Source organism: Asaia sp. Ae19-3 (assembly GCF_059801175.1).
In genome coordinates, this window is the sequence record NZ_JBCHWF010000001.1 from 2,472,414 (window position 1) to 2,494,349 (window position 21,936).

Here is a 21,936-nt window from a genome sequence, read left to right on the forward strand (position 1 = left end):
CCTCATATGCTGGGGCATTCGTCAGACAGATCTGACCCCTTCACCTTTGCGGATCCTGCGATCCGACGGTTTACCCAAGGATTTTCTTCACCATGATGCGCACGCTGTTCCTTCAGCCCCCTTCATTCGACGGTTTCGATGGCGGAGCCGGTTCGCGTTACCAGGCCAAGCGCGAAATCCGCTCCTTCTGGTTCCCGACCTGGCTGGCACAGCCTGCCGCCATGGTCGAAGGGTCACGCCTGATCGATGCCCCGCCGGCTGGCATTGGCATGGAACCGATCCTGAAGGACGTGATGAACCGCGACCTCGTGGTGATGCACACCTCCACACCGTCTTTCGCCTCTGATGTACGCGTTGCGCAGATGCTCAAAGACGCCAATCCCAAGCTGATGATCGGCATGGTCGGTGCGAAGGTGGCGGTGCAGCCTGACGAATCGATGGCCAAGGGCAGCCCGATCGACTTCGTGGCGCGCAACGAATTCGATTTCACGATTAAGGAAATTGCCGAAGGCCGCGAGCTGAAGGACGTGGACGGCATCACCTGGCGCAACAAGGATGGCGAGATCATCGCCAACCGTGACCGCGCCATGATCGAGGACATGGATTCCCTGCCCTTCGTGACGGAAGTCTACAAGCGCGACCTGAAGATCGAGGATTACTTCATCGGGTATCTGATGCACCCGTATATCTCGATCTATACCGGCCGTGGCTGCAAGTCGCGCTGCACCTTCTGCCTGTGGCCGCAGACCGTGGGTGGCCATCGCTACCGCACGCGCAGCCCCGAGCATGTGGCTGCCGAAATCCGTCTCGCCAAGCAGTATTTCCCGCAGGTGAAGGAGTTCATGTTCGATGACGACACCTTCACCGACGATCTGCCCCGTGCGGAAGCCATTGCGCGTGAAATGGGCAAGCTGGGCGTAACCTGGTCGTGCAACGCCAAGGCGAACGTGCCCTATGAAACGCTCAAGATCATGAAGGAAAACGGGCTGCGCCTGCTTCTGGTCGGCTATGAGAGCGGCAACCAGCAGATCCTGCACAACATCAAGAAGGGCATGCGCGTCGAAACGGCTCGCGAGTTCACCAAGAACTGCCACAAGCTGGGTATCAAGATCCACGGCACCTTCATTGTCGGCCTGCCCGGCGAAACGAAGGAGACCATTCAGGAAACCATCCAGTTCGCCCGCGAGATCAACCCGCACACGCTGCAGGTTTCGCTGGCAGCTCCCTATCCCGGCACGGCGCTGCACAAGCAGGCCACCGAGAATGGCTGGTTCAACGAAGCTGAAGCCGAGCTGATCGACGAGAACGGTGTGCAGATCGCCCCGCTGCACTACCCGCATCTGTCTCATACCGAGATCTTCAACTCGGTTGAGGAATTCTATCGCAAGTTCTACTTCCGCGCGCCGAAGATCGCCTCGATCGTCAACGAGATGGTTCGCAGCCCGCAGATGATGAAGCGTCGTCTGCGCGAGGGTGTGGAATTCTTCCAGTTCCTCAAGGGCCGTAACGCCGCCTGATCACTCAGGCGTCGTTTATTCCCATGCGTCGTCTGATTGTCTCGGCCGATGATTTCGGCCTGAGCGAGGAAGTCAACGAGGCCATCGAGATCGCCCATCGTGACGGGCTGCTCTCGACGGCCAGCCTGATGGTGGCAGGCCCGGCCAGCATGGACGCCGTGCGCCGTGCGCGCCGGATGCCCAATCTGCGTGTAGGGCTGCATCTGGTTGTCATCGAGGGCGATACTGCCCTGCCCGGCGCCAGCATCGGCGCCATTGCGACCCCGGACGACCAGTTTGGCACCAGCCAGCTTGGTCTCGGGGTGTCCTATTTCTTCCGACCAGCCGCAAGGCGTGCTCTCTCACGCGAGATCGAAGCCCAGTTCCGGGCCTTCATGGCCTCAGGCCTGCGTCTCGATCATGCCAATGCGCACAAGCACATGCATCTCCATCCCACCATTGGGCGGATGCTGATCGAAACCGGACAGCATTATGGTTTGCGCCATGTGCGCACGCCCTGCGAACCGCCCGAACCGCTTGCCGCCGCTGAGACCCATTTCGACTCGCTGGGGGCTGCCGCGCTGCGTCGCTGGTGCGGTGTGCTGCGCCATCAGATCTCGCGGGCAGGCATGACGACCAACGACCATTGTTTCGGCCTGGCCTGGAGCGGCCAGATGCGACCTGGTCGTGTGGCAGGGCTGATACCGCATCTGCCCGAAGGTCTGTCGGAGCTTTATTTTCATCCGGCACTGGAACAGAGCGCGCTGTTGCAGCGCCTCATGCCGGATTATGACCAGCGTGGCGAGTTCGATGCGTTGATAAGCCCCGAACTGCGTCAGGCGGTGCGCTCAGCAAAGATTACCCTGAGCGACTGGGCAGGAAATACCCTGCCCCGTGCCTGAAAGCCTTCGTCTCTAGAAGGCTCTCCACGACACTCAGAGTGCCGAGTCGACCCATGCCTTGAGCGCGCTCTTGGGCAGGGCGCCGGTCTTCTGGGCGACGACTTCACCGTTCTTGAAGACCATGAGCGTCGGGATGCTGCGCACGCCAAAACGCGTCGGTGCTTCAGGATTTTCGTCGATATTGATCTTGGCGACCGTCAGACGGCCCTTGTATTCACCGCCGATCTCATCGAGCGCGGGCGCGATCATCTTGCAGGGGCCGCACCATTCTGCCCAGAAATCGACCAGAACGGGGCCTTCAGCCTGCAGCACGTCCTTTTCGAAACCGCTGTCGCTGACAGCTACGGTGTTGTCGCTCATCCTGTTCTCCATTCGCAATGCAGACCGTTCGGGTCCGTCTCAACACGACATATCAGCAGTTCAGGCAAAGCGTTCAAGAGCTAGTGAAGCAGGAATCGCCCCGTATCAAGAAACACAGTTCCTCCCGACGCGTTTTAAGAAGCAAGGTCATCACGTTACCGGAGAGGTTCTTTTGTCGATGCGTCATGTTTCGCGCGTATTCTGGCTATCGGTGCTGTGCAGCACGAGCCTCCTGACGGCGGTGCCTGCCGCATTGGCTCAACCCACGCTGGCTCCCCTGCCGCCTGCGCCCGAGAATTATACGCCCGAACATATCCCCTCTCCCGTCGTAGCGCCTGCTGCACCCGGCGCATTCGACGCGCTGACCGTGCCCGCAACACATCGCCTGCTACCGGGCAAGATCGTGTTCTCGATGCTGGTCACACCCGACCTCGCCCGTGCGGAACGTTTCTATGGCGGGTTGTTCGGCTGGGGTTTCCGTCCGATCGACGATGGCAGGACACCCCGTGTCGAAATCACGCTTGGCACCCAGCCGGTCGGCATGATGGTGGCGCACAAGCTCGATGACCCCAAACGTGATGTTCCGTTCTGGATGCCGTTCCTGTCGACCTCGGATACCGCGACCGTGGCTCGGGTCACGAAGCAGCATGGTGGCAAGGCGATTTTCGGCCCTAAACCCATAGCCGGTCTGGGGCAGGCGGTGATCGTTGCCGACCCGCAGCATGGCCTCTATGCCGCCCTCAGCGCCCAGTCAGGCGATCCGGCTGACCATGGCACTGACCCGACGCTGAACAGCTGGTCCTGGGCAACGCTGCTCTCCCCGGACCCGAGAGCAGCGGCTGGTTATTATCAGCTCCTGTTCAATTACAGGATCGTCGCCTCTCCCGAAGCCGATAGTCCCCAGCATTACATGCTCACCGCGCAGGACAAGGAGCGCGCCAGCATCAACACACTGCCTCCGGGCATCGAGCCGCGTGACAGGGCGCGCTGGGTGCAGTTCGTCGAGGTAAATGACAGCGCGAGCCTTGCTGACAGAGCGCAGAAGCTGGGTGGTCGGGTGATTGTGCCGACACATGTCGACCGTGATGGCGCCCAGATTGCCGTTCTGGCCGATCCGGATGGGGCCGTGTTCGGTGTTATCGAAACCCAGAAAGACATGCTTGAAGGAGCGCTGCCCCGGTGAAGAAAGCATCCGCCCTTTTCGCCCTCGCGGTGATTTCTTCTCTCGGTTTGTCAGGCTGTGGCGGCTATGATGGCTATGGCGGCGGCTATTACGGTTATCCCGGAGGCTGGGGACGCCAAGGCTGGAATGGCGGCTACGCTGTCGGGCCGCATTATACCGGGCGCGGCTGGGGGGGCCGCGGCTATCGCCCGCGCTATGATGACCGGCGCGGCGATCGCGGCCCGCGCAACGGCAATCATGGCGGCGATCATCACCACCATTGATGCAGGCCTTGCCTGAGCGGTCCGGCCGCGGCACGTAGAATGGATAATCTGACGCACCGCCGGGTTCTTGCGCTCAGGCCTCAGGAAACTCCGTCGAAGCGCCCCGCGTCACCGAAACGGGCAGCTGCGCTTCTCACGAGCCTCGGCCCCATGAAGCGTCAGTCATCCGTCACGCTTCGGCGCTACGCCTCCGTCTGAACAAGACTGACGGTCGGGCCTTCGGTCCAGACCAGTGCCATGACAAGTTCATGCTCCGGATAGAGCTGCCTGAGCACGGCACCATAGGCCGCCATCTGGCGTCGATAGGCGGCAGGCACTGCCTGACCGGGGCGGGGCGGGTGCTGATTTGTCTTGAAATCGCAAAGCATCACGCAGCTTTCGGTCACACGCAGACGATCGACCTGACCAAGGACAACCTGACCGAAGGCAAGGCCTGTGATCGGCTGCTCCGCAAGGCTGCCAGGCGCGAAAAGCGGGGCGAGCGTCTTATCCTTCAGAATAGCCAGAACCTGCGTCACCAGACGCTCTACGGCGTCAGGCGCAAGACCATGGGCAGGCCGGGACAGAAAATCCTCTGCGAGAAAACGCCATTCCGACTCGTCACGGTCGGGCAGCCATTGCAGGAGACGATGCACCAGCGTGCCACGATCGAGCGCGCGTTTACGCCCGCTCTGCTGCCCTGCAGCGAGTTGCAGAGGCGACAGGGCCGGCGGTGCCGCGCCATAGGAGGCATTATCCGGCCGACTGGGTGCCAGAGGCCGCGTGAGCGGCGCCTCATGTGGTGCAGGCTGCGCATGCCAGTCCGGAGCATGACCGAACAGGGCAGGCATCGGTACAGGAGAAACAGGAGTGCGCAATCTCGCTGCCTGAGGGGCGCTTTCAGGCTCTGCCTCGATCACAAGGCGCTCGCCATCCCACCCGCCCTCGAAGGGATAGGCTGATGTGCCCAGCTGGGTGAACCCGGCCTCGCAAAGCGCATACCAGGAGTGTTCGCTCGGCTTGCGTCGCGGCTCCCAGCCACACACGACCAGCCAGTCGCTGGCACGTGTCAGAGCGACATAGAGCAAGCGGTTACGCTCTGCCTGCGCCGCTTCCTTTTCCTGCTCCTTGAGTCTGTCCCCAAGCCTGGAGGGCAATTCCTTGCCCGGCATCCACACAGGCAGATCAAGCCCGTTCTGGCGCGTCCAGAGAAGCTTCGTCTCGCCCTGCACCTCACCCGTCATGTCGGGCAGGATCACGAGGCGGGCCTGCAATCCTTTGGAGCCGTGAACGGTCATGATGCGCACGGCATCGATCTCGGACTCGGCCTCGCGCTTGACGGTCAGGCTGCTGGAAGCAAGCCAGTGCAGGAAGCCCTGCATCGACGGCGCGTGCAGCGCCTCGAAACGCAGCGCTGCAGAAAGCAGATCATCCAGCGGTTCTGCCGCCTCCGGCCCGAGACGGGCCAGTGCCCGGGCGCGCCCTTCATGACGACCCAGCGCATCGGCCAGAATCTGATAGGGGGTGGCAAAATCGATACGGGTCTGAAGCGCGGAGAGTCGCTCCCACGCACTCTGCCATTCGGGTCGTTCGAGATGGCGCTCCCGCAGGACCGTCCAGAGCGGGCGCTCGCCACGCTCCATCGCCAGATCCATGAGCGAGGCATCGCTGACGCCACCGAAAGGCGAGGTCAGCGCCGTAGCGAGGGTCAGGTTATCCTGAGGCAGAAGCAGCGCATGACACAGCGCCATCATATCCTGCACCGCCAGTGAATCGGTGAGCCCGACACCGACGAGTGTCGCCACTTCAACGCCCTGACCTTTCAATGCGCGAATGAGCGCCCGCAGGAAGGCCGAACGGCGTGGCACCAGAACCAGAACCTCACCCGCACGCAACGGCGCCTGGCCCGGCTGGGGCGGCTTGCCGATCTGACGGGCGATCCACTGAGCCAGCGTATCGGCCAGTTTCTGCGGGGCACGACTTTGTCCCGCATTGCCGGTAGGGGCCGCCCATGGGTCGTCAATGGCGTCTTTCTCATCTGCCGGGACCAGTGGCCAGAGCTCGACGCGCCCGCCCTGACCGGGGCGGGCAGAACGATGCGGCGGCAGGGAGTCACGCCCCGGCTCGCGCAAACCATCAGCGGCAAGGGGGCTGGCAAAGACCGCATCGACCAGATCGAGCACTGGCGTGACGGAACGAAAGGACACGCCAATTTCAGGATTGCGCCAGTCCTGCTCCGCACCCAGAACCATCTCGCGGAAGCGATCTCTCGCGCCGAACAAACCCTGAGGATCGGCGCCCTGAAAGGCATAGATGGATTGCTTGAAATCACCCACCGCGAAAACCGTGCGCGGGCGGCCTTCCATCTCGCGGGCGCCCTCACCCACGAAGAATTCCTCGATCAGCGCCGTCGCAATTTCCCATTGGGCTGCGGACGTATCCTGCACCTCGTCAAGCAACAGATGATCGAGACCGCCATCGAGTTTGTACAATACCCAGGAAGCACCCGGATCGCGCAGCAGATCCCGCGTGCTGGCGATGAGGTCGTCGTAATCGACCAGACCGCGCAGCGTCTTGTCCTGCGCGTAACGGTCGAGCGTGGGGGCTGCGAGAGCGAACAGGGCCAGATTGAGCGCAATCAGGCGCTGCACGGCAATCGCCTGATCCAGTGCGATGAGCCGCTCGGCTTCGGCGGTGAACGCCTCCATGATATGAGGCCGATCGCGGGCGATGGCAGCGGGGACAAAAGCCCGCGCGGCCCTCGGTGTGCCGGTGCCGGTCACAAAGAACTCGACCCACAGAGCAGGATCGCGCTCGACTGCCGGGCGCGAGAGCGCGTCGAGCATCCTGGTCAGGGTCGCCTGCATGGTGGCGGTACCAAGAGGCAGAGCCTCCTGCGCGCAACGTCGCAGGACATCTTCCTGCGGTGAGGCGCAGCGCTGGGCTTCGAGATCAGCCAGATCGACCTCATCTTCGGCGCCAAAAGCCTTGCGATAGGCCCGCTCGATGGCGCCAGGCTCGATCTGCCAGCGCGCAAAACTCTGCCTCAACCGCGAAACACGGCCCTGCAACGCCCTGATGCGATCGAGATAATCTTCCAGCCCGACCTGCCCCGCCAGAAGGGTGAGACGCGCCTCCATTGACGGGTCACCCTTGGCGCGAGACAGCGTCTGCTCGATGGCATTGGCCAGAGCGAGGCTTGAATCCGTCTCTTCCATCAGGGTGAAATGCGGGTTGATGGCCGCTTCCAGCGGGAAGCGCCTGAGCAGCGACTGACAGAATGCATGGATCGTGCCGATCTTCATGCCTCCCGGCAGATCGAGCACGCGCACGAAGAGGGCACGAGCCGCCTGACGGGTTTCAGGCGATACCGGCACGCTGAGCCCGTGCAATTCGCGATCGAGGGCGTCATCGGGCAGAGACACCCAGCGTCCCAGACGGGATTGCAGGCGATTGGCCATTTCCGCCGCCGCCGCACGGGTAAAGGTCAGACACTGGATACGTGCCGGGTCACTCCCCGGCAGCAATACCGGCGCCCCCGTCTCGGGGTCGGGCATCAGCACCGGCAGCATCAGGCGCAGCAGCCGGTCGATCAGCAGCTTGGTCTTGCCACTCCCCGCCGAAGCCGAGACGAAAACCGACGCCAGCGGATCGGAAGCCTGTCTCTGGATGTCATTGGCTGTGGCAATGACCTGCGAATTCAGCTTTGCCAGATCGCTCATTCTCCGCCCTCCTCACGCGCGGCGCTCCATTCCGACACACGGGCCAGATGGGCGTAATCGCTGTAGCGCGGCACATAATCGGGGTGAGGGTGAGAACGATAGGCCGTCTTCGGATCGTCAAAAACCTCGACACGTCGACGCAGCCTGTCGAGCGCGGAATCGACAAGGGGCTCCAGATCTTCGGGCTTGCGCGGCACGCTGAGCTCCTGACCGCGATGACGGTCGCCCGTCAGACGCCAGTAAAGCAGTGAGGCGGTCTCCGCCGCTGGCAGACCGGCAAAACCACCCAGACGCAGCATGGCCGCTTCAAGCACGAGCTGCGAACTCCAACCGGCTTCGACATCGCTCACCTTGGGCAGAGAGCCCGTCTTGTAATCGATGATCGTGGCACGACCGTCCTGCCCGATCTCTATCCGGTCGGCGCGGGCCGTCAGGCGGAACGGGGCGTAAGGCGGCGTCAGGGTGAGTGTGCCCTTCTGCTCGGTTTTCAGCATGGAAGGTTTCTCACGCAGTGCCTCGCGCTCACACACCCAGTCGGCAATGCGCAACACACGCGGGCGCCACCAGGCAGCCAGGGCCGGGCGCAACTCACGGGCTTCGAGCACCGCAAGCAGACATTCATGCAAGGCCCTGCCGCCCTTTTGTCCCTGTTCCAGCCAACGATCGATCCCGTCATGCACCACCACACCGATATCGGAGCGATCAGCAGCTTCCTCCAGCGCGGGCAGCGCCTTCAGCTTCAGCACATGACGCGCATAGATCGCATAAGGATCGCGCAGCCAGGAATCGATTTCGGTCACGGAAAGCCGGCGCGGACGCAGGGCGACGGGCGGGCGAGGCTCGGGCGGCAGCACGGGGCGCGCTGCTCCTGCAGGCTGATCCATGGTGGCCTGCCAGATCAGGGCGGGATGGGCGGGCAACTTCTGCCCTCGCCCTTCGAGCAGCGCCTCAAGACGCACCAGCCAGCGCGCCGGAACAGCAGGGGCGCCATCGCGTCTGGCCGCACTCGACAGCACGATTTCCTCACCCGAGAGAAAGGCCGTGGTGAAATCATGCGCTGCGGTGCCGATCAGCCGCTCCGGCGAGGGCAGACCGGCGCGTGTGCGCATGGGGCGGCTCAGCCAGGGCCCGGGATCGGTCGCGGGGGGCCAGATTCCCTCGTTCAACCCACCCAGAATGACCAGATTGGCGAATTGCAGACGCGCTTCAAGCACACCCAGAATGGACACGCGGGGATGCAGCGCCTCGCCATCGCGCCCCTGCAGAACGCGCTGACCGAACACCATTTTCCCGGCCATCGACGCCAGCAGGAATGCAGGCAGCCCCACCAGACTCTGGGGCGGCAGAACTGCGCCATGCGTCATCAGACCGACCAGATGACGTGACAGGGCATGGCCCTCTGCGCCCATCCAGAGACGCTCTTCACCCGGTTGCTCCTGCGTGCTGGCCAGAGCTTCCGCCGCCCTGATAAGGCGTGTCAGCAGCTCCGGCAGAGGCAGGGCACCGCAATTCAGCAAGGGCGAGACAGCCGCGTCGAGACGATCCAGAAACAGATCGAGCGGCTCGGCCTGATCGGGGCGATCGGCACTCTCGGCCTCGCTCTGGTCCTGACGATCGAGCGCCTGACGAAGGCCTTTCATGCCCGGTGGTGGTGCAGGCCCACGTAAAACCAGACGCTCGAGACGGCGCGCCGTTGCACGGCAATTGCCGGGTGTGCTGCCAAGCGCCACGAGCGGATGCTTGAGCAGGGATAGAAGCGCCACCGGCGCCAGATTTTCGGCAGCGGCCTCAGCCAGAAGACGGAGAAGGATCGCAGCCGGGCTGAGCGCGAGGCTCTCGCCTGCGCTGTCATCCGCCACGATGCCGTAGCGCAGCAATTCGGTCGCGACTCGTCTGGCCAGAGCGCGGTCCGGGGTGACAAGCGATGCCGTTCTGCCGGAGCTTTCAACTGCCTCTCGCAGAATCATGGCGATGCTGGCGGCTTCCTGCTGCTGATCGGCCGCATCTAGACGGGTGATTCCGGTCAGAGGCAGAGGCACTGTGCTTTCTCCCCAGGCAGAAAGTCCCTCCATGGGGCGCATCATCAGGCTTGCCAGCTTTATGCGGTCCTGCATGGCTTCGCGAAAAACCATCCCTTGCGGTAGCACCCCGTCATCCCAGAGTGTGATGGTTTCACGGGAAACACCCAGATCATCGAGAAGACGTCGAAAGCCCGATTGCGGATGGCTTTCCGGCAGGGTTGCCCACAGCGTATCGGGCAGATCGAGATCGACACCGGGCAGGATCACGCAACCCTGAGGCGCATCGAGCACGGCGCGAAGAATGGCGCAGACAGCAAACATGCCATCGGTGAAACCCACAGCCCAGAGCCTTCCCTGCGGGGGTGCCTGCGTCCAGCGTTCGGCCTGCGCCCTGAGCACGGCGACCTGACGCGCCACCGGGTTCATCAGACCGGTTTCGCTCAGCCAGGCGGGCCAGGCTTCGGTGACGATATGCAGGAACTGCAGCGTCTTGTGCCAGTGATCGGCAAAACGCGGCTCGGCGGCATCGGGCAGGCGCTCGCGCAGATCGACCCCCACACGCTCGGCATCGTCCATCAACTCCGCCAGAGCCGAGGCCAGAGGCCAGGCCTGTTCGAGCGTCAGTTCCGCGCTGAATACGCCCTTCGCCCGCAGAACCAGCGCCGCCAGAACCGACAGACGACGCAGCGGATCAACCGCGGCAGGAAAGGAAAACGCCTCGACACCCGAAAGCGCCAGATCGTCTTCGCTCACATCGCCCACTGGCAGGATGCGCGGCAATAATGCCGCCTTGCCATCGAGACAACGCAGGAACGCCTCGGTGAGGTTGCGTGCCGCACGACGCCCCGGCACAAGAATCAGCGCGTTGGCATCGTCCTGAGCAGCACCCCCCTCAAGCCAGCGTCTTGCCACGTCATCAAGAAAGGAACGGTCTGCGGGGATGGTTGCGAGAATCACAGCCTGCCGCTCCAGCCCTTGATGGTCATCCTGCGCGCCTCTTCGGCTTCCCCTTCGGTCAGGGTGAGATGCAGCGCATGATCGGGCAGTTCGTCTTCTGCGCGTTCGGGCCATTCGACCAGCATGATGCCCTCCTGCAACTCGTCCCAGCCGAGCTCGAAAAGAGCGTCCGGCCCATCAAGACGCCAGAGATCGAAATGCGCCACAGCCCCTTTGGCGGTGTCATAGGTCTGGACCAGCGAAAAGGTGGGGCTGGGCACCTCAAGTGCAGGATCCTGCGCCAGCGCTCTCAGAAAGGCCCGGGCAAACACACTCTTGCCCATGCCCATCTCGCCATGCAGCGCGATCACATCTCCCGGCTGCGCAAGACCCGCCAGACGGGCGGCGAAAGCTTCGGTGGCGGGCTGATCGGGCAGGTCGATTTGGCTCATACTGACAGTGTAAAGCCCGGCTATCTGGATGGGTAGGGGGCTGACAAGCGAGCGAGCCCGATATGTCTGACGCTTCTGGCAGATCTGACCTGAAGGGCCTCAAAAAGGCCCGAAGGTAAAGCTCTTACCGGCGATAGGCGGGCAGGTCGACCTTGCCGAGGATGGCATAGCCGCGCAGGCAGAAACCCAGCACCACGGCAATCGCCCCTGCCGCGATTGGAGGAAGACCGACAGCATCCAGGCCGACATATAACCCTGCGGCGAGGGCTGCAGCGGTGACATAAAGCTCGGGCCGGATCACGATGGAGGGCAGACCTGCCAGCACGTCACGGATAATGCCGCCCATGCAGGCCGTGACCACCCCCATGATGGCCGCTGGCAACCAAGGAATGCCATAGGCTGTGGCCTTGGCGGCACCATAGACAGCATAAGAGGCAAGCCCCAGCCCGTCGAACCAGTCGATGGCACGCTCATGCCAGACACGATGAGGCGTAAACCAGACCAGCAGGGCGATGCCCAGACAGACGGCAATCGGCGCCGTGGCATGCATCCAGAATACCGGCGCGCCGATCAGCAGATCGCGCAGCGTGCCGCCTCCAACGCCGGTCATGGCCGCGAAGAACGCAAAGGTGACCATGTTCTGCCTTGCCCTTGCAGCAACAAGCGCGCCCGATATCGCAAACACAGCCGTGCCCGCCATGTCGAGATCGGACAATGTCGATGCCGAGAGCGCATGAATACTGGCAAGAGTGGCAGGGCTCACGCCGCGAGCGCCTCGATATCGGCGGCGAGTTGTGCCACGCGTTCGGGTGCGGCATCCCAGGCAAACATGAAGCGCGCCCCCCCGCCGATGAACGTATAGAAACGCCATCCCCGCTTGCGCAGCCCTTCGAGCACGGTTTCCGGTGCCTTGAGAAACACGGCATTGGCCTGCGCCGGAAACATCAGGGAAAGACCGGGAACTGCCGTGATCCGCTCCGCCAAAGCCCGGGCGCTGTCATTGCCGTGCTGGCCGTTACGCAGCCAGGCGCCACTCTCCAGCAGACCGACCCAGGGTGCGGAGATGAAGCGCATTTTCGACGCCAGCTGCCCGGCTTGCTTGCAGCGATAATCGAAGCCTTCGGCCAGGGCCGGGTCGAAAAACAGGATCGCCTCGCCAACGGCCATTCCATTTTTCGTGCCGCCAAAACACAGCACATCCACCCCTGCCTGCCAGGTCATTTCAGCGGGCGTGCAGCCCAGAGCGGCGCAGGCATTGGCAAAGCGGGCGCCATCCATATGCAGACGCAGCCCCAGTTCGCGACAGGTATCGGCAATGGCGCGTATTTCCGCCAGAGAATAGACCTCACCCGTCTCGGTCGGCTGGGTGATCGTCACGACCTTGGGCTTGGGATAGTGGATATCGCTTCGACACGTCGCCAGAGCGCGAATGTCTGCCGGAAACAGCTTGGCGTGGTCCGTGCGAGCCACCAGCAGCTTGGAGCCATTGGAGAAAAATTCGGGAGCACCACACTCATCAGTTTCGACATGGGCGAAAGATGAACAGATAACACTGTTATAGGACTGGCAGAGCGATGCCAGCGCCAGTGAATTGGCTGCCGTGCCGTTAAAGGCAAAGAACACTTCGCATTGGGTGCCGAACAGCGCGCGGAAACTGTCAGAGGCGCGGTTTGTCCATTCATCATCGCCATAAGCCGGCACTGAACCCGCATTGGCCTGCTGCATCACATCCCAGACTTCGGGGCAGATACCGGCATAATTGTCACTGGCAAATTGCTGGGCCACGATGATCAGTCCTTTCTGGACGTACAGGGGCTCCGTGCGAAAGGGGGGTGTGGCGTGTCCCGAGATTGCCGGAGCGGCCACATCTCTCCGGCGGAAACCGGAGATACCACCTTGCCCGGGAGCAGGTTGGCGCCGACAGGACCTGTCGGCTCTTGATGCTGGCGGCTTTCGTATCAAAGCCATGAGTGTCACGCAATGTGCTTCTGTCCGACAGGCGCTAACGCAAGCCATCCTCCGGCTCTGGGCGAGCCTCGCGGTTTCTGTTAGCTGCTATGAGGAACACAGGACATAACAGACAGGATTGAACGCGCTTATGGGCCAGACTCCTCTCGACATCGATGTCGCCATTATCGGTGCAGGGCCGACCGCCCTTTTTGCGGCTTTCGAATGCGGGATGCTCAAACTCTCCTGCGTTCTGATCGACGCTCTGGGAGAGATCGGTGGCCAATGTGCGGCGCTTTATCCTGAGAAGCCGATCTATGACATTCCGGGCCATCCCTCGATCGAAGGCGGCGCACTGATTGCGGCACTTGATGCCCAGATCGCCCCGTTCGATGTGCCGCGTCTGCTTGGCCAGCGTGTCGAGAAGCTCTCTGGCGCCCGTGGCGCATTCACGCTCGAGACGGACAAGGGCCAGATCGTGACGGCACGGGCTGTCATCATTGCAGCCGGTGCCGGTGCTTTCGGGCCGAATCGCCCGCCGCTGGAGGGGCTTGACGCCTACGAGGCCAGCGGAGCCGTTCAGTATTACGTCCGCAAGCGCGCCGATTTTGCCGGCAAACGCATTGTCGTGGCTGGTGGTGGCGACTCCGCCCTCGACTGGGCGCTGTCGCTCTCGGACATCGCTGAAAAGATCTATCTGCTACATCGCCGCGATCGCTTCCGCGGAGCGCCGGAAACACTGGCTCAGATCGAGGCCCGGGTGGCAGAAGGCCGCATCGAGAAGGTGGTGCCGTATCAGCTTCATGCGCTTCAGGGTGACAATGGCGCCCTGTCAGCTGTCGACGTGATTGATCTCGATGGGCAGGTGCGCCGTATCGAGGCGGATACGCTGCTGCCTTTCTACGGGCTTTCGACCGACCTCGGCCCGATTGCCACCTGGAATATCGACACGATCCGCAGCACCCTGCCGGTGACGCCTTCGACCATGGAAACCAGCCTGCCCGGCGTTTTTGCCATTGGCGATGTGGCGACCTATCCCGGCAAGCTCAAGCTGATTTTGCAGGGCTTCAGCGAGGGCGCAATGGCCGCTCATGCCATCCACCCCATCGTTCATCCTGACCAGGCGCTGCATTTCGAATATTCCACCAGCAAGGGTGTGCCCGCAGGCTCTTGAGCGACGGCAGGGCGCGGTTTAGAATGATTCCGAAATGATCGAAAGACGCGAACCCTTATGACAGTACAGCAGAGCGAGGTGGAAGCAGGCGCGAAACATCGCGCCGGAGGGTGGTTGCGAATCGACCTTGATGCCCTCAAGCAGAACTACGCCCTGCTGCAACAGAAGGTGGGCACAGAAATTGCCGTGGGCGCTGCCGTCAAGGCCGATGCTTATGGGCTGGGCGTGGCGCGTGTCGCCCCGGCCCTGTACCGTGCGGGCTGCCGTCGCTTCTTTGTTGCAACGGTTGACGAGGGGCTGGGCCTGCGTCCGCTCCTTCCCGCAGATGCGGCCATCTGCATTCTGAACGGTCCGCCCCCGGGCAGCGAAGCGCTTCTTCTTACCTCGGGCCTGACACCTGTCCTGAACAGCCTTGACCAGGCGCGGCGCTGGGCGGCGCTCTGCCGGGAAACAGGGCGCAAGGCAGCCTGTCTGCTTCAGCTTGATAGCGGCATGTCGCGTTTCGGTCTTTCGGAAGGGGATCTCGACACGCTCTGTGCAGAGGGTCTGCCCGATGCGCTTGATATCGCCTTCGTCATGAGCCATCTCGCCTGCGCGGATGATGCCACCTCGTCACGCAATGAGGGGCAGCGCCGGGCATTCGAAACGCTGAGGCGCAAGCTCCCTGCCCTGCCAGCCAGTCTTGCGGCATCGAGCGGTATCTTTCTGGGCGAAGAATTTCACTTCTCTCTGGTTCGCCCTGGCTACGCGCTGTACGGCGGCAATCCGACCCCTGCCCTTCCCAACCCGATGCATCCGGTCGTTACCATGCTGGGTGGGCTGGTTCAGGATCGGTGGATCGCCCCGGAGACTGCAGTCGGGTACAGTGCCCGCTTTGTGGCCACACAGAAGACCCGCATTGCCACGCTTTCCGTCGGCTATGCCGACGGTTTTCATCGCCGCGCCGGTGGCCTCACCAGCGCGATCCTGCCTGCAAGACCCGAGATTTCGCTCCCTGTCGTAGGGCGGATCTCGATGGATTGCATGGCGCTGGACGTCACCGCGCTGGGAGATATGGATCTGCCCCCCGGCACGGGTTTCGAGCTGATCGGCCCCCACCGTCCGCTGGACGAACTGGCCTCAGCGCTGGATACGATCGGATATGAGCTGCTGACCAGTCTCGGGAAGCGCTTCCATCGTGAATACATTGAGAGTTCACAATGAAGATCATCGTCATGGGCGCCGGTGTGATCGGCGTCACTACTGCCTGGTATCTCGCCGAACAGGGCCATGAGGTTGAGGTCATCGATCGCCAGCCCGGTGTCGGCCTCGAAACTTCCTTTGCCAATGCGGGTCAGGTCTCGCCGGGTTATTCCACCCCCTGGGCAATGCCGGGCCTGCCGCTCAAGGCAGCGCGCTGGATGTTCCAGAAACATGCGCCGCTCGTGGTGCGCGCGGCTGCTGTCAACGCGCCCATGCTGCGCTTCATGACGCAGCTTCTGACCAACTGCACGCATCATGCCTATGACATCAACAAGAGCCGTATGCTGCGTATTGCGGAATACAGCCGCGACTGTCAGGCCGAACTGCGCCGCTCGACCGGCATCACCTATGATGACGGCCAGAAGGGGCTGATCCAGCTCTTCCGCACCGACAAGCAGGTTGAGCACGCTCATGAAGACATGCGTCTGCTGGCCGAAAGCGGCGTGACGCATGAGCTTCTGGGCATGGACGAGGTGCTGAAATACGAGCCTGGTCTGGGTGCCGCCCGTCATCTGCTCAAGGGCGGCCTGCGTCTGCCGGGCGACGAGTCGGGTGATGCCTATCTCTTCACCCAGCGCCTGGCCGCCATGGCCGCGGAAAAAGGCGTGAGCTTCCGCTTCCGCACCGAGATCCAGGCCATCGAGGCAGCAAGCGATGCCATTTATGGCATCCGCACCAGTGCTGGCCGCCTGACAGCCGACGCCTATGTGCTGGCGCTTGGCAGCTATTCGCCGCGTCTGCTCAAGCCGATCGAGCTCGACCTGCCGGTCTATCCGGTCAAGGGCTACTCGCTCACGGCGCCGATCACCGATGAGAGCCGCGTGCCGACCTCGACGGTCAATGACGAGACCTACAAGGTGGCCATGACTCGCCTTGGCGACCGTATCCGTATTGGCGGCACGGCAGAACTGACTGGCTGGCGTCTCAAGCTGAGCCAGGATCGTCGCGAGACGCTCGAACTCTCGTTCAACGAGATGTATGGCGGCGCCGATCTCAGCCGCGCCCGCTACTGGACCGGCCTGCGCCCCTGCACACCCGATGGTACGCCTGTGATCGGCCCGTCCGGCCGTTACAGCAATCTCTGGCTCAACACGGGCCATGGCACGCTGGGCTGGACCATGGCCTGTGGCTCGGGCCGGATTCTGGCTGACCGCATCAGCGGCAAGCGCACGGATATTCCGGCGCTCGATCTGTCGCTGGATCGCTATACTTCCTGAGGGGCTTTGGGGCTCTGCCCTGAACCCGGAAGGGGGCTTGCCCCCTTCACCCCGGCCTGAAGATCACGATCTGATCTTCAGGCGGCATGACTGCACGATACAAACAGCTCTGCTCGGTCTTTTGTTACAGGAGGCCGTCAGCTTTGAAGCATGTCCAGCAGCCTGACCGACAAGCTGAAGCAGGCCTTGTGGGCCATCGCCTCATACCTCCCGGGACATGGCGCATCGGGCACAAAAAAGGGGCCGTTTCCGGCCCCTTTTCCGTAACCAGTCTCAGGACTGATCAGTTGCCGGAAGCGTCCTTCTCGGCGGCAGCTTCTGCACCCTTCTTGTGGTGCTTGTGCTTGTGCTTGCCCTTATGCTTGTGCTTGGCAGCCTTGTCGTCGGTCGATGCCGCCGGAGCAGCTTCAGACGTCGGAGCCGGAGCGGTGGCTTCCGGCGCTGCAGGAGCGGCCGGCGCAGCAGCGGCAGGAGCCTGGGCAGCCGGAGCCGCATCCTGAGCAAAAGCAGGAACGCTCAGCGTCATGGCAAGAGCGGCAACACCGGTGAGAAGGCGACGATTGAAAACGAGCATGAAACGAGCTCCAGAAAACGAATTCACATAATCACAGGCGTCAGTCAGTCCGAAGAAAAGGGCCGTCTGAACTCATGACCTCGTGGACGCTAACAGTATTTTCTCAAATCGTCTCGAAAGAAATTAGATAAAATGACTGTAATCGCACGGTAAAGGCGCATATTCGCCTTAATCGCGACATGATCATAAAAAAAGGCCACCGCTACCGGTGACCTTTCTTCAAAAGCTCATTCGTTTGTGAACGGGCCTTGTCGTCCTGTCAGGATGCCGCCCGACCGATTGGTGCCAACCGGTCAGGAAACACATCCTTATCAGACGTCAGACTTGACCTTGGACATGCGCTTGCGCTCGTTCGGGTCGAGGTAGCGCTTGCGGATACGCACCGCAGTCGGCGTCACTTCGACCAGCTCGTCGTCTTCGATATAGGCAATGGCCTGCTCAAGGCTCATCTTGCGCGGCGGGGTCAGAAGCAGTGCGTCGTCCTTGCCGGCGGCGCGGATGTTCGTCAGCTTCTTTTCACGCACGGCGTTCACATCGAGATCGTTCTCACGCGAATGCTCGCCGAGAATCATGCCCGTGTAGATCTTCTCGCCAGCATCGACGAAAAGCGTACCGCGATCCTGCAGCGAGAACAGGGCGTACTGCGTGGTCGCACCGTCTTCTGCCGAGATCAGCGAGCCGTTGCGACGGCCTTCGATCGTGCCTGCATAGGGCTTATAGCCCGCGAAGAGACGGTTCATGATGCCTGTGCCGCGCGTGTCGGTCAGGAACTCGCCGTGATAGCCGATCAGGCCACGCGACGGGATGAGGAAGGTCAGACGAACCTTGTCACCACCCGACGGACGCATGTCCTGCATCACGCCCTTACGCATCGACATCTTTTCGACGACCACGCCCGAATAGGGCTCGTCGACGTCGACCAGAACCTCTTCGTACGGCTCTTCACGCTCGCCAGTCTCTTCGTTGTTACGGAAGAGAACGCGCGGACGACCGATGGTCAGCTCGAAGCCTTCGCGACGCATGGTCTCGATAAGCACGCCAAGCTGAAGTTCACCACGGCCGGCAACCTCGAAGGCTTCGCTTTCGGCGCTCTCGGTAACCTTGATGGCGACGTTGCCTTCGGTTTCCTTGAACAGACGATCACGGATCTGGCGCGACGTCACCTTCTTGCCTTCACGACCACCCAGAGGGCCGTCATTGATGCGGAAGGTCATGGTCAGGGTCGGCGGATCGACCGGGGTCGAGGGCAGCGGCGCATCGAGAGCCGGGTCTGCAATGGTGTCGGGAATGGTTGCGTCGGACAGACCGGCCACAGCCACGATGTCACCGGCTTCGGCTTCATCCACTGGCACGCGGTCCAGGCCACGGAACGACAGCAGCTTGGTCAGACGACCCGTTTCCACGATCGTGCCATCGGGGCGCAGCACGCGCACCGGCATGTTCACGCGGGCGCGGCCCTGCTCGATACGACCCGTCAGGATGCGGCCCAGGAAGTTGTCGCTCTCGAGAATGGTCGAAACCATGCCGAAAGGGGCTTCCTTGTCGAGGCCCGGCGTCGGCACGTGGCGCAGCACCAGGTCGAACAGCGGGGACAGATCCTTGCGGGGGCCGTTCATTTCCAGATCGGCCCAGCCCTGACGGCCCGAAGCGTACAGCATCGGGAAGTCGAGCTGATGCTCGTCGGCGCCCAAAGCTGCGAACAGGTCGAAGATTTCTTCATGAACTTCATCGGGACGGGCATCGCCACGGTCGATCTTGTTCACGACCACGATCGGACGCAGGCCACGGGCCAGCGCCTTGCCGAGCACGAACTTGGTCTGCGGCAGAGCGCCTTCAGCCGAGTCGACCAGGATGATCGCGCCGTCCACCATGCTCAGGATACGCTCGACCTCACCACCGAAATCGGCGTGGCCTGGCGTGTCGATGATGTTGATACGCGTCTCGTTCCAGACGACCGAGGTGCACTTGGCAAGAATGGTGATGCCACGCTCGCGCTCGAGGTCGTTGCTGTCCATCGCGCGCTCAGCAACATGCTGGTTTTCGCGGAACGAGCCGGATTGCTTGAGAAGCTGGTCAACAAGGGTGGTCTTGCCATGATCGACGTGCGCGATAATGGCGATGTTACGGATTTCCATGAAGCGGTCCTGATCGGGCTTGCAGGGTCACGCCCTGCCGGATCGCTCCCTGGGAACGACACAAAGCCGGGACTGACAGAATGGCCGTGTTCTGCACAATTTCCCGTCAGAGTGCAATGAAAGGTTCCGAAAAGACGGGTTTTTCAGGCATCACATGGTGAAATCGTGCCTGCTCGAGGGGCTGGACTTCTAGCGGGCAAGGTATACGGGGCGCTGCCCCGCGCCCCGGAAAGGAGCAAGATCCTTTCATCCCTGCTTGATTTCGAAAGGATTTCCAAAGGGCGACTGCCCTTTGGCGGGGGATGGGGCAGAGCCCCATGAAGACCTCACGCCTTGAGCGCGAAATCCTCTGCAGGGCGGGCGCCCATGCGGGTGATGATAGCCCCGGCCGACTGGTTGCCGAGTTTGGCGCAGGCCTCAAGGCTGTGCCCCCTGGCAAGACCGGCAAGGAAACCGGCAGCAAAGGCATCGCCAGCGCCCGTGGTATCGACCACCTTGACCGGTTCGGTCGGCACGACGAGCCGCTGGCCTTCAGAGAGAATGACAGCGCCCTTCTCGGCGCGGGTAAGCACGACGAGGGAGGCATCGGCGCCTGCCTGAGCCGAGGCGGCATCGAAATCATCGGTGCCGTAGAGAGCGCAGATCTCGGCTTCGTTGGCGAAAAGAATATCGATATGGCCAGCAACAAGCGCGCGGAAAGCATCGTGATGACGGGCAACGCAGAACGTATCCGACAGGGTGAGAGCGACGCGGCGCCCTGCCTTGTGAGCAGTCTCGGCGGCAAGGATGAAGGCGGCCTGGGCGCGATCCTTGTCGAAGAGATAGCCTTCCATATAGGTCACGGCAGCGCTGGAAACTGCTTGCTGATCGACATCTTCAGGCCCGAACTCGGTGCAGATGCCGAGATAGGTATGCATGGTGCGCTGCCCGTCAGGGGTGACCAGAATGATGCAGCGCGCCGTCGGGCGGTCAGCCCCCTCGACCGGAACAGAAGGATAAAGCAGGTTTTGCGCGGTCAGATCTCTGGCATAGCCAAGCCCGGCCTCATCAGCAGCAACCTTGCCAAGATAGCCCACGCGGGCGCCGAGACGGGCGGCAACAACAGCAGTATTGGCAGCGGAGCCACCACCCATGACCTGCTCAGGCGTGATCTTCGCTTCGATTTCTGCAGCCTGGGCGGCATCGATCAGGGTCATGCTGCCCAGGGGCGAACCGAGTGCGGTCAGCGTCTCCTGGGAAACCGGGGCCAGAATATCGACAATGGCGTTGCCGATGCAGAGCAGATCAAGAGCAGGCGCAGTCATGAAGTCTCCAGAAGAGATGAATTAAAGCGGAAGAACCCTTATTCACGCCATGAAATCAACATGATCAATCGCGATCGTAACGCTGCGTGAACGACAGGTTCGGCATTCTTCGCCAAAGGCCATGACACAAGACTCGGTCAGGGTCAAAAACCGCGAAAACCTGCCGTTTATCGGCTTGTCGCTTGCGCATCTTAACGTGTAAGCCGGGTAAGGGCGTGAGATGCTGTTTTACTGGCATCTCGCCTGTCCCAAGCCGCCAGCGGCACCCGAACCGCCACCTCTTTGAACGCGCAGCGGGGTTCTCTTGTTCAAACGACGCAAACCAGAAGATACAGCTCCTCAATCTTCAGGTGCTTCGGCCAGTATTGGTCAAAAAGCGACTGCTCCCGGCTCGGGCAGCGCTTCGCTCTTTCCTGAGCGTCCGGCCCCAGCAGCCGACGCTTCACCAGCCTCTCAAATCAAGGATTCTGCCGCGATGGGTCGTTCGCCGTTCCCCACCCCTCCCTCTCCTGCCACGCCTGCCACGCCTGCGGCCCCGGCAGCTCCGGCACGCCCCGCAGCAGCAGCTGCTGCTGCCCCCGGCGGCCGTCGTGAAACCTCTGATCGCCGTACGCTCGTCGTGGGACGCGGCATCTCGGTTCAGGGCTCGATTCAGGACGCAGAGCGTCTCGTGGTCGAAGGGACGGTTGAAGCCTCCCTGCTTCAGGCAGCCGAGCTTTCCGTTGCACCGGGCGGTGTTTTCCGCGGCGAGATCGAAGTGGAAGATGCCGATCTGGCCGGTACGATTGACGGCACGCTGACCGTGCGCGGCAACCTGACCGTGCGCGCTACCGGCAAACTGATCGGCAAGACGCGTTGCCGCCGCCTGCAGGTCGAAGATGGTGGCCAGATCACGGGTCATCTCGAAATGATCACGGGTGACATGCCGCCGCGCCCCGCTTCGCTCGAAACGTCGGCGCCGGCTGTCGAAAAGCCGGAAGAAACGACCCCTTCCGCCTGAGCCCGCCAGGGACCAGATACAAAAAAGCC

The 21,936-nt window shown here is 62.3% G+C and carries 17 protein-coding genes and 1 riboswitch; of the genes, 8 read left to right on the forward strand and 9 right to left on the reverse strand.

What is annotated here, in order from left to right:
* The first annotated feature begins 92 nt into the window (after nt 1-92).
* Nucleotides 93-1,517, forward strand: a complete 1,425-nt coding sequence (gene hpnJ / locus AAID99_RS10780) for a hopanoid biosynthesis associated radical SAM protein HpnJ (RefSeq protein ID WP_188425528.1) — start codon at nt 93-95, stop codon at nt 1,515-1,517.
* A 23-nt stretch (nt 1,518-1,540) separates the two neighbouring features.
* Entirely contained in the window at nt 1,541-2,398 is an 858-nt protein-coding gene (hpnK, locus tag AAID99_RS10785; RefSeq protein ID WP_498493835.1) for a hopanoid biosynthesis-associated protein HpnK, read from the forward strand.
* Nucleotides 2,399-2,431: 33 nt separating this feature from the next.
* On the opposite strand, the gene trxA is transcribed toward hpnK, so the two are convergent.
* Complete coding sequence (gene trxA, locus AAID99_RS10790) at nt 2,432-2,758, reverse strand: thioredoxin TrxA (protein ID WP_025840568.1); 327 nt, start codon at nt 2,756-2,758, stop codon at nt 2,432-2,434.
* Between the two features lie 178 nt (nt 2,759-2,936).
* Between trxA and AAID99_RS10795 the strand changes: the two genes are divergently transcribed.
* Both AAID99_RS10795 and AAID99_RS10800 read left to right on the forward strand, forming a co-directional pair.
* Nucleotides 2,937-3,941: a VOC family protein gene (locus AAID99_RS10795; protein WP_498493837.1), complete on the forward strand. Its 1,005-nt coding sequence runs from the start codon at nt 2,937-2,939 to the stop codon at nt 3,939-3,941.
* The gene (locus tag AAID99_RS10800; RefSeq protein ID WP_188425876.1) at nt 3,938-4,204 is read left to right on the forward strand and encodes a spore coat protein; all 267 of its coding nucleotides are present in this window, start codon (nt 3,938-3,940) and stop codon (nt 4,202-4,204) included. Before AAID99_RS10795 ends, AAID99_RS10800 begins: the two co-directional genes overlap by 4 nt.
* Nucleotides 4,205-4,386: 182 nt before the next feature.
* Here AAID99_RS10800 and addA read toward each other — a convergent pair whose 3' ends face one another.
* The 5 genes from addA to AAID99_RS10825 form a co-directional block, all read right to left on the reverse strand.
* Nucleotides 4,387-7,905, reverse strand: coding sequence for a double-strand break repair helicase AddA (gene addA / locus AAID99_RS10805; protein WP_498493838.1), 3,519 nt, complete (start codon nt 7,903-7,905; stop codon nt 4,387-4,389).
* Nucleotides 7,902-10,883 carry a double-strand break repair protein AddB gene (gene addB / locus AAID99_RS10810; RefSeq protein WP_498493840.1) on the reverse strand — a complete coding sequence of 994 codons (2,982 nt, stop codon included), beginning with the start codon at nt 10,881-10,883 and terminating at the stop codon, nt 7,902-7,904. Before addB ends, addA begins: the two co-directional genes overlap by 4 nt.
* The gene (tsaE, locus tag AAID99_RS10815) at nt 10,880-11,314 is read right to left on the reverse strand and encodes a tRNA (adenosine(37)-N6)-threonylcarbamoyltransferase complex ATPase subunit type 1 TsaE (protein ID WP_188425523.1); all 435 of its coding nucleotides are present in this window, start codon (nt 11,312-11,314) and stop codon (nt 10,880-10,882) included. Before tsaE ends, addB begins: the two co-directional genes overlap by 4 nt.
* A gap of 124 nt (nt 11,315-11,438) precedes the next feature.
* Nucleotides 11,439-12,077, reverse strand: coding sequence for a trimeric intracellular cation channel family protein (locus tag AAID99_RS10820; RefSeq protein WP_229719555.1), 639 nt, complete (start codon nt 12,075-12,077; stop codon nt 11,439-11,441).
* A complete protein-coding gene (locus tag AAID99_RS10825; RefSeq protein WP_498493841.1) occupies nt 12,074-13,099 on the reverse strand; it encodes a threonine aldolase family protein in 1,026 nt (341 codons plus the stop codon). The genes AAID99_RS10820 and AAID99_RS10825 overlap by 4 nt, the downstream gene beginning before the upstream one ends.
* 51 nt (nt 13,100-13,150) lie before the next feature.
* A riboswitch (SAM-I-IV-variant riboswitch) is annotated at nt 13,151-13,263 on the reverse strand.
* Between the two features lie 149 nt (nt 13,264-13,412).
* Here AAID99_RS10825 and AAID99_RS10830 point away from each other — a divergent pair.
* From AAID99_RS10830 to AAID99_RS10840, 3 genes are read left to right on the forward strand one after another with little or no spacing between them, the layout of a single operon-like run.
* On the forward strand, nt 13,413-14,435 hold the full coding sequence (locus AAID99_RS10830) for an NAD(P)/FAD-dependent oxidoreductase (protein WP_498493843.1): 1,023 nt from the start codon (nt 13,413-13,415) through the stop codon (nt 14,433-14,435).
* Nucleotides 14,436-14,492: 57 nt separating this feature from the next.
* Entirely contained in the window at nt 14,493-15,638 is a 1,146-nt protein-coding gene (alr, locus tag AAID99_RS10835) for an alanine racemase (protein WP_498493844.1), read from the forward strand.
* Nucleotides 15,635-16,894: a D-amino acid dehydrogenase gene (locus tag AAID99_RS10840; protein ID WP_498493846.1), complete on the forward strand. Its 1,260-nt coding sequence runs from the start codon at nt 15,635-15,637 to the stop codon at nt 16,892-16,894. The genes alr and AAID99_RS10840 overlap by 4 nt, the downstream gene beginning before the upstream one ends.
* Before the next feature lie 283 nt (nt 16,895-17,177).
* On the opposite strand, the gene AAID99_RS10845 is transcribed toward AAID99_RS10840, so the two are convergent.
* The 3 genes from AAID99_RS10845 to AAID99_RS10855 all read right to left on the reverse strand — a co-directional run bounded on the left by AAID99_RS10845 (nt 17,178) and on the right by AAID99_RS10855 (nt 20,907).
* Nucleotides 17,178-17,468: a hypothetical protein gene (locus tag AAID99_RS10845; protein WP_035442530.1), complete on the reverse strand. Its 291-nt coding sequence runs from the start codon at nt 17,466-17,468 to the stop codon at nt 17,178-17,180.
* 311 nt (nt 17,469-17,779) lie between these two features.
* The gene (gene typA / locus AAID99_RS10850; RefSeq protein ID WP_188425518.1) at nt 17,780-19,603 is read right to left on the reverse strand and encodes a translational GTPase TypA; all 1,824 of its coding nucleotides are present in this window, start codon (nt 19,601-19,603) and stop codon (nt 17,780-17,782) included.
* 326 nt (nt 19,604-19,929) lie between these two features.
* Entirely contained in the window at nt 19,930-20,907 is a 978-nt protein-coding gene (locus AAID99_RS10855) for an adenosine kinase (protein WP_498493848.1), read from the reverse strand.
* A gap of 475 nt (nt 20,908-21,382) precedes the next feature.
* Here AAID99_RS10855 and AAID99_RS10860 point away from each other — a divergent pair, with 475 nt between their 5' ends.
* Nucleotides 21,383-21,907, forward strand: coding sequence for a bactofilin family protein (locus AAID99_RS10860; RefSeq protein ID WP_498493849.1), 525 nt, complete (start codon nt 21,383-21,385; stop codon nt 21,905-21,907).
* Nucleotides 21,908-21,936 lie beyond the last annotated feature (29 nt).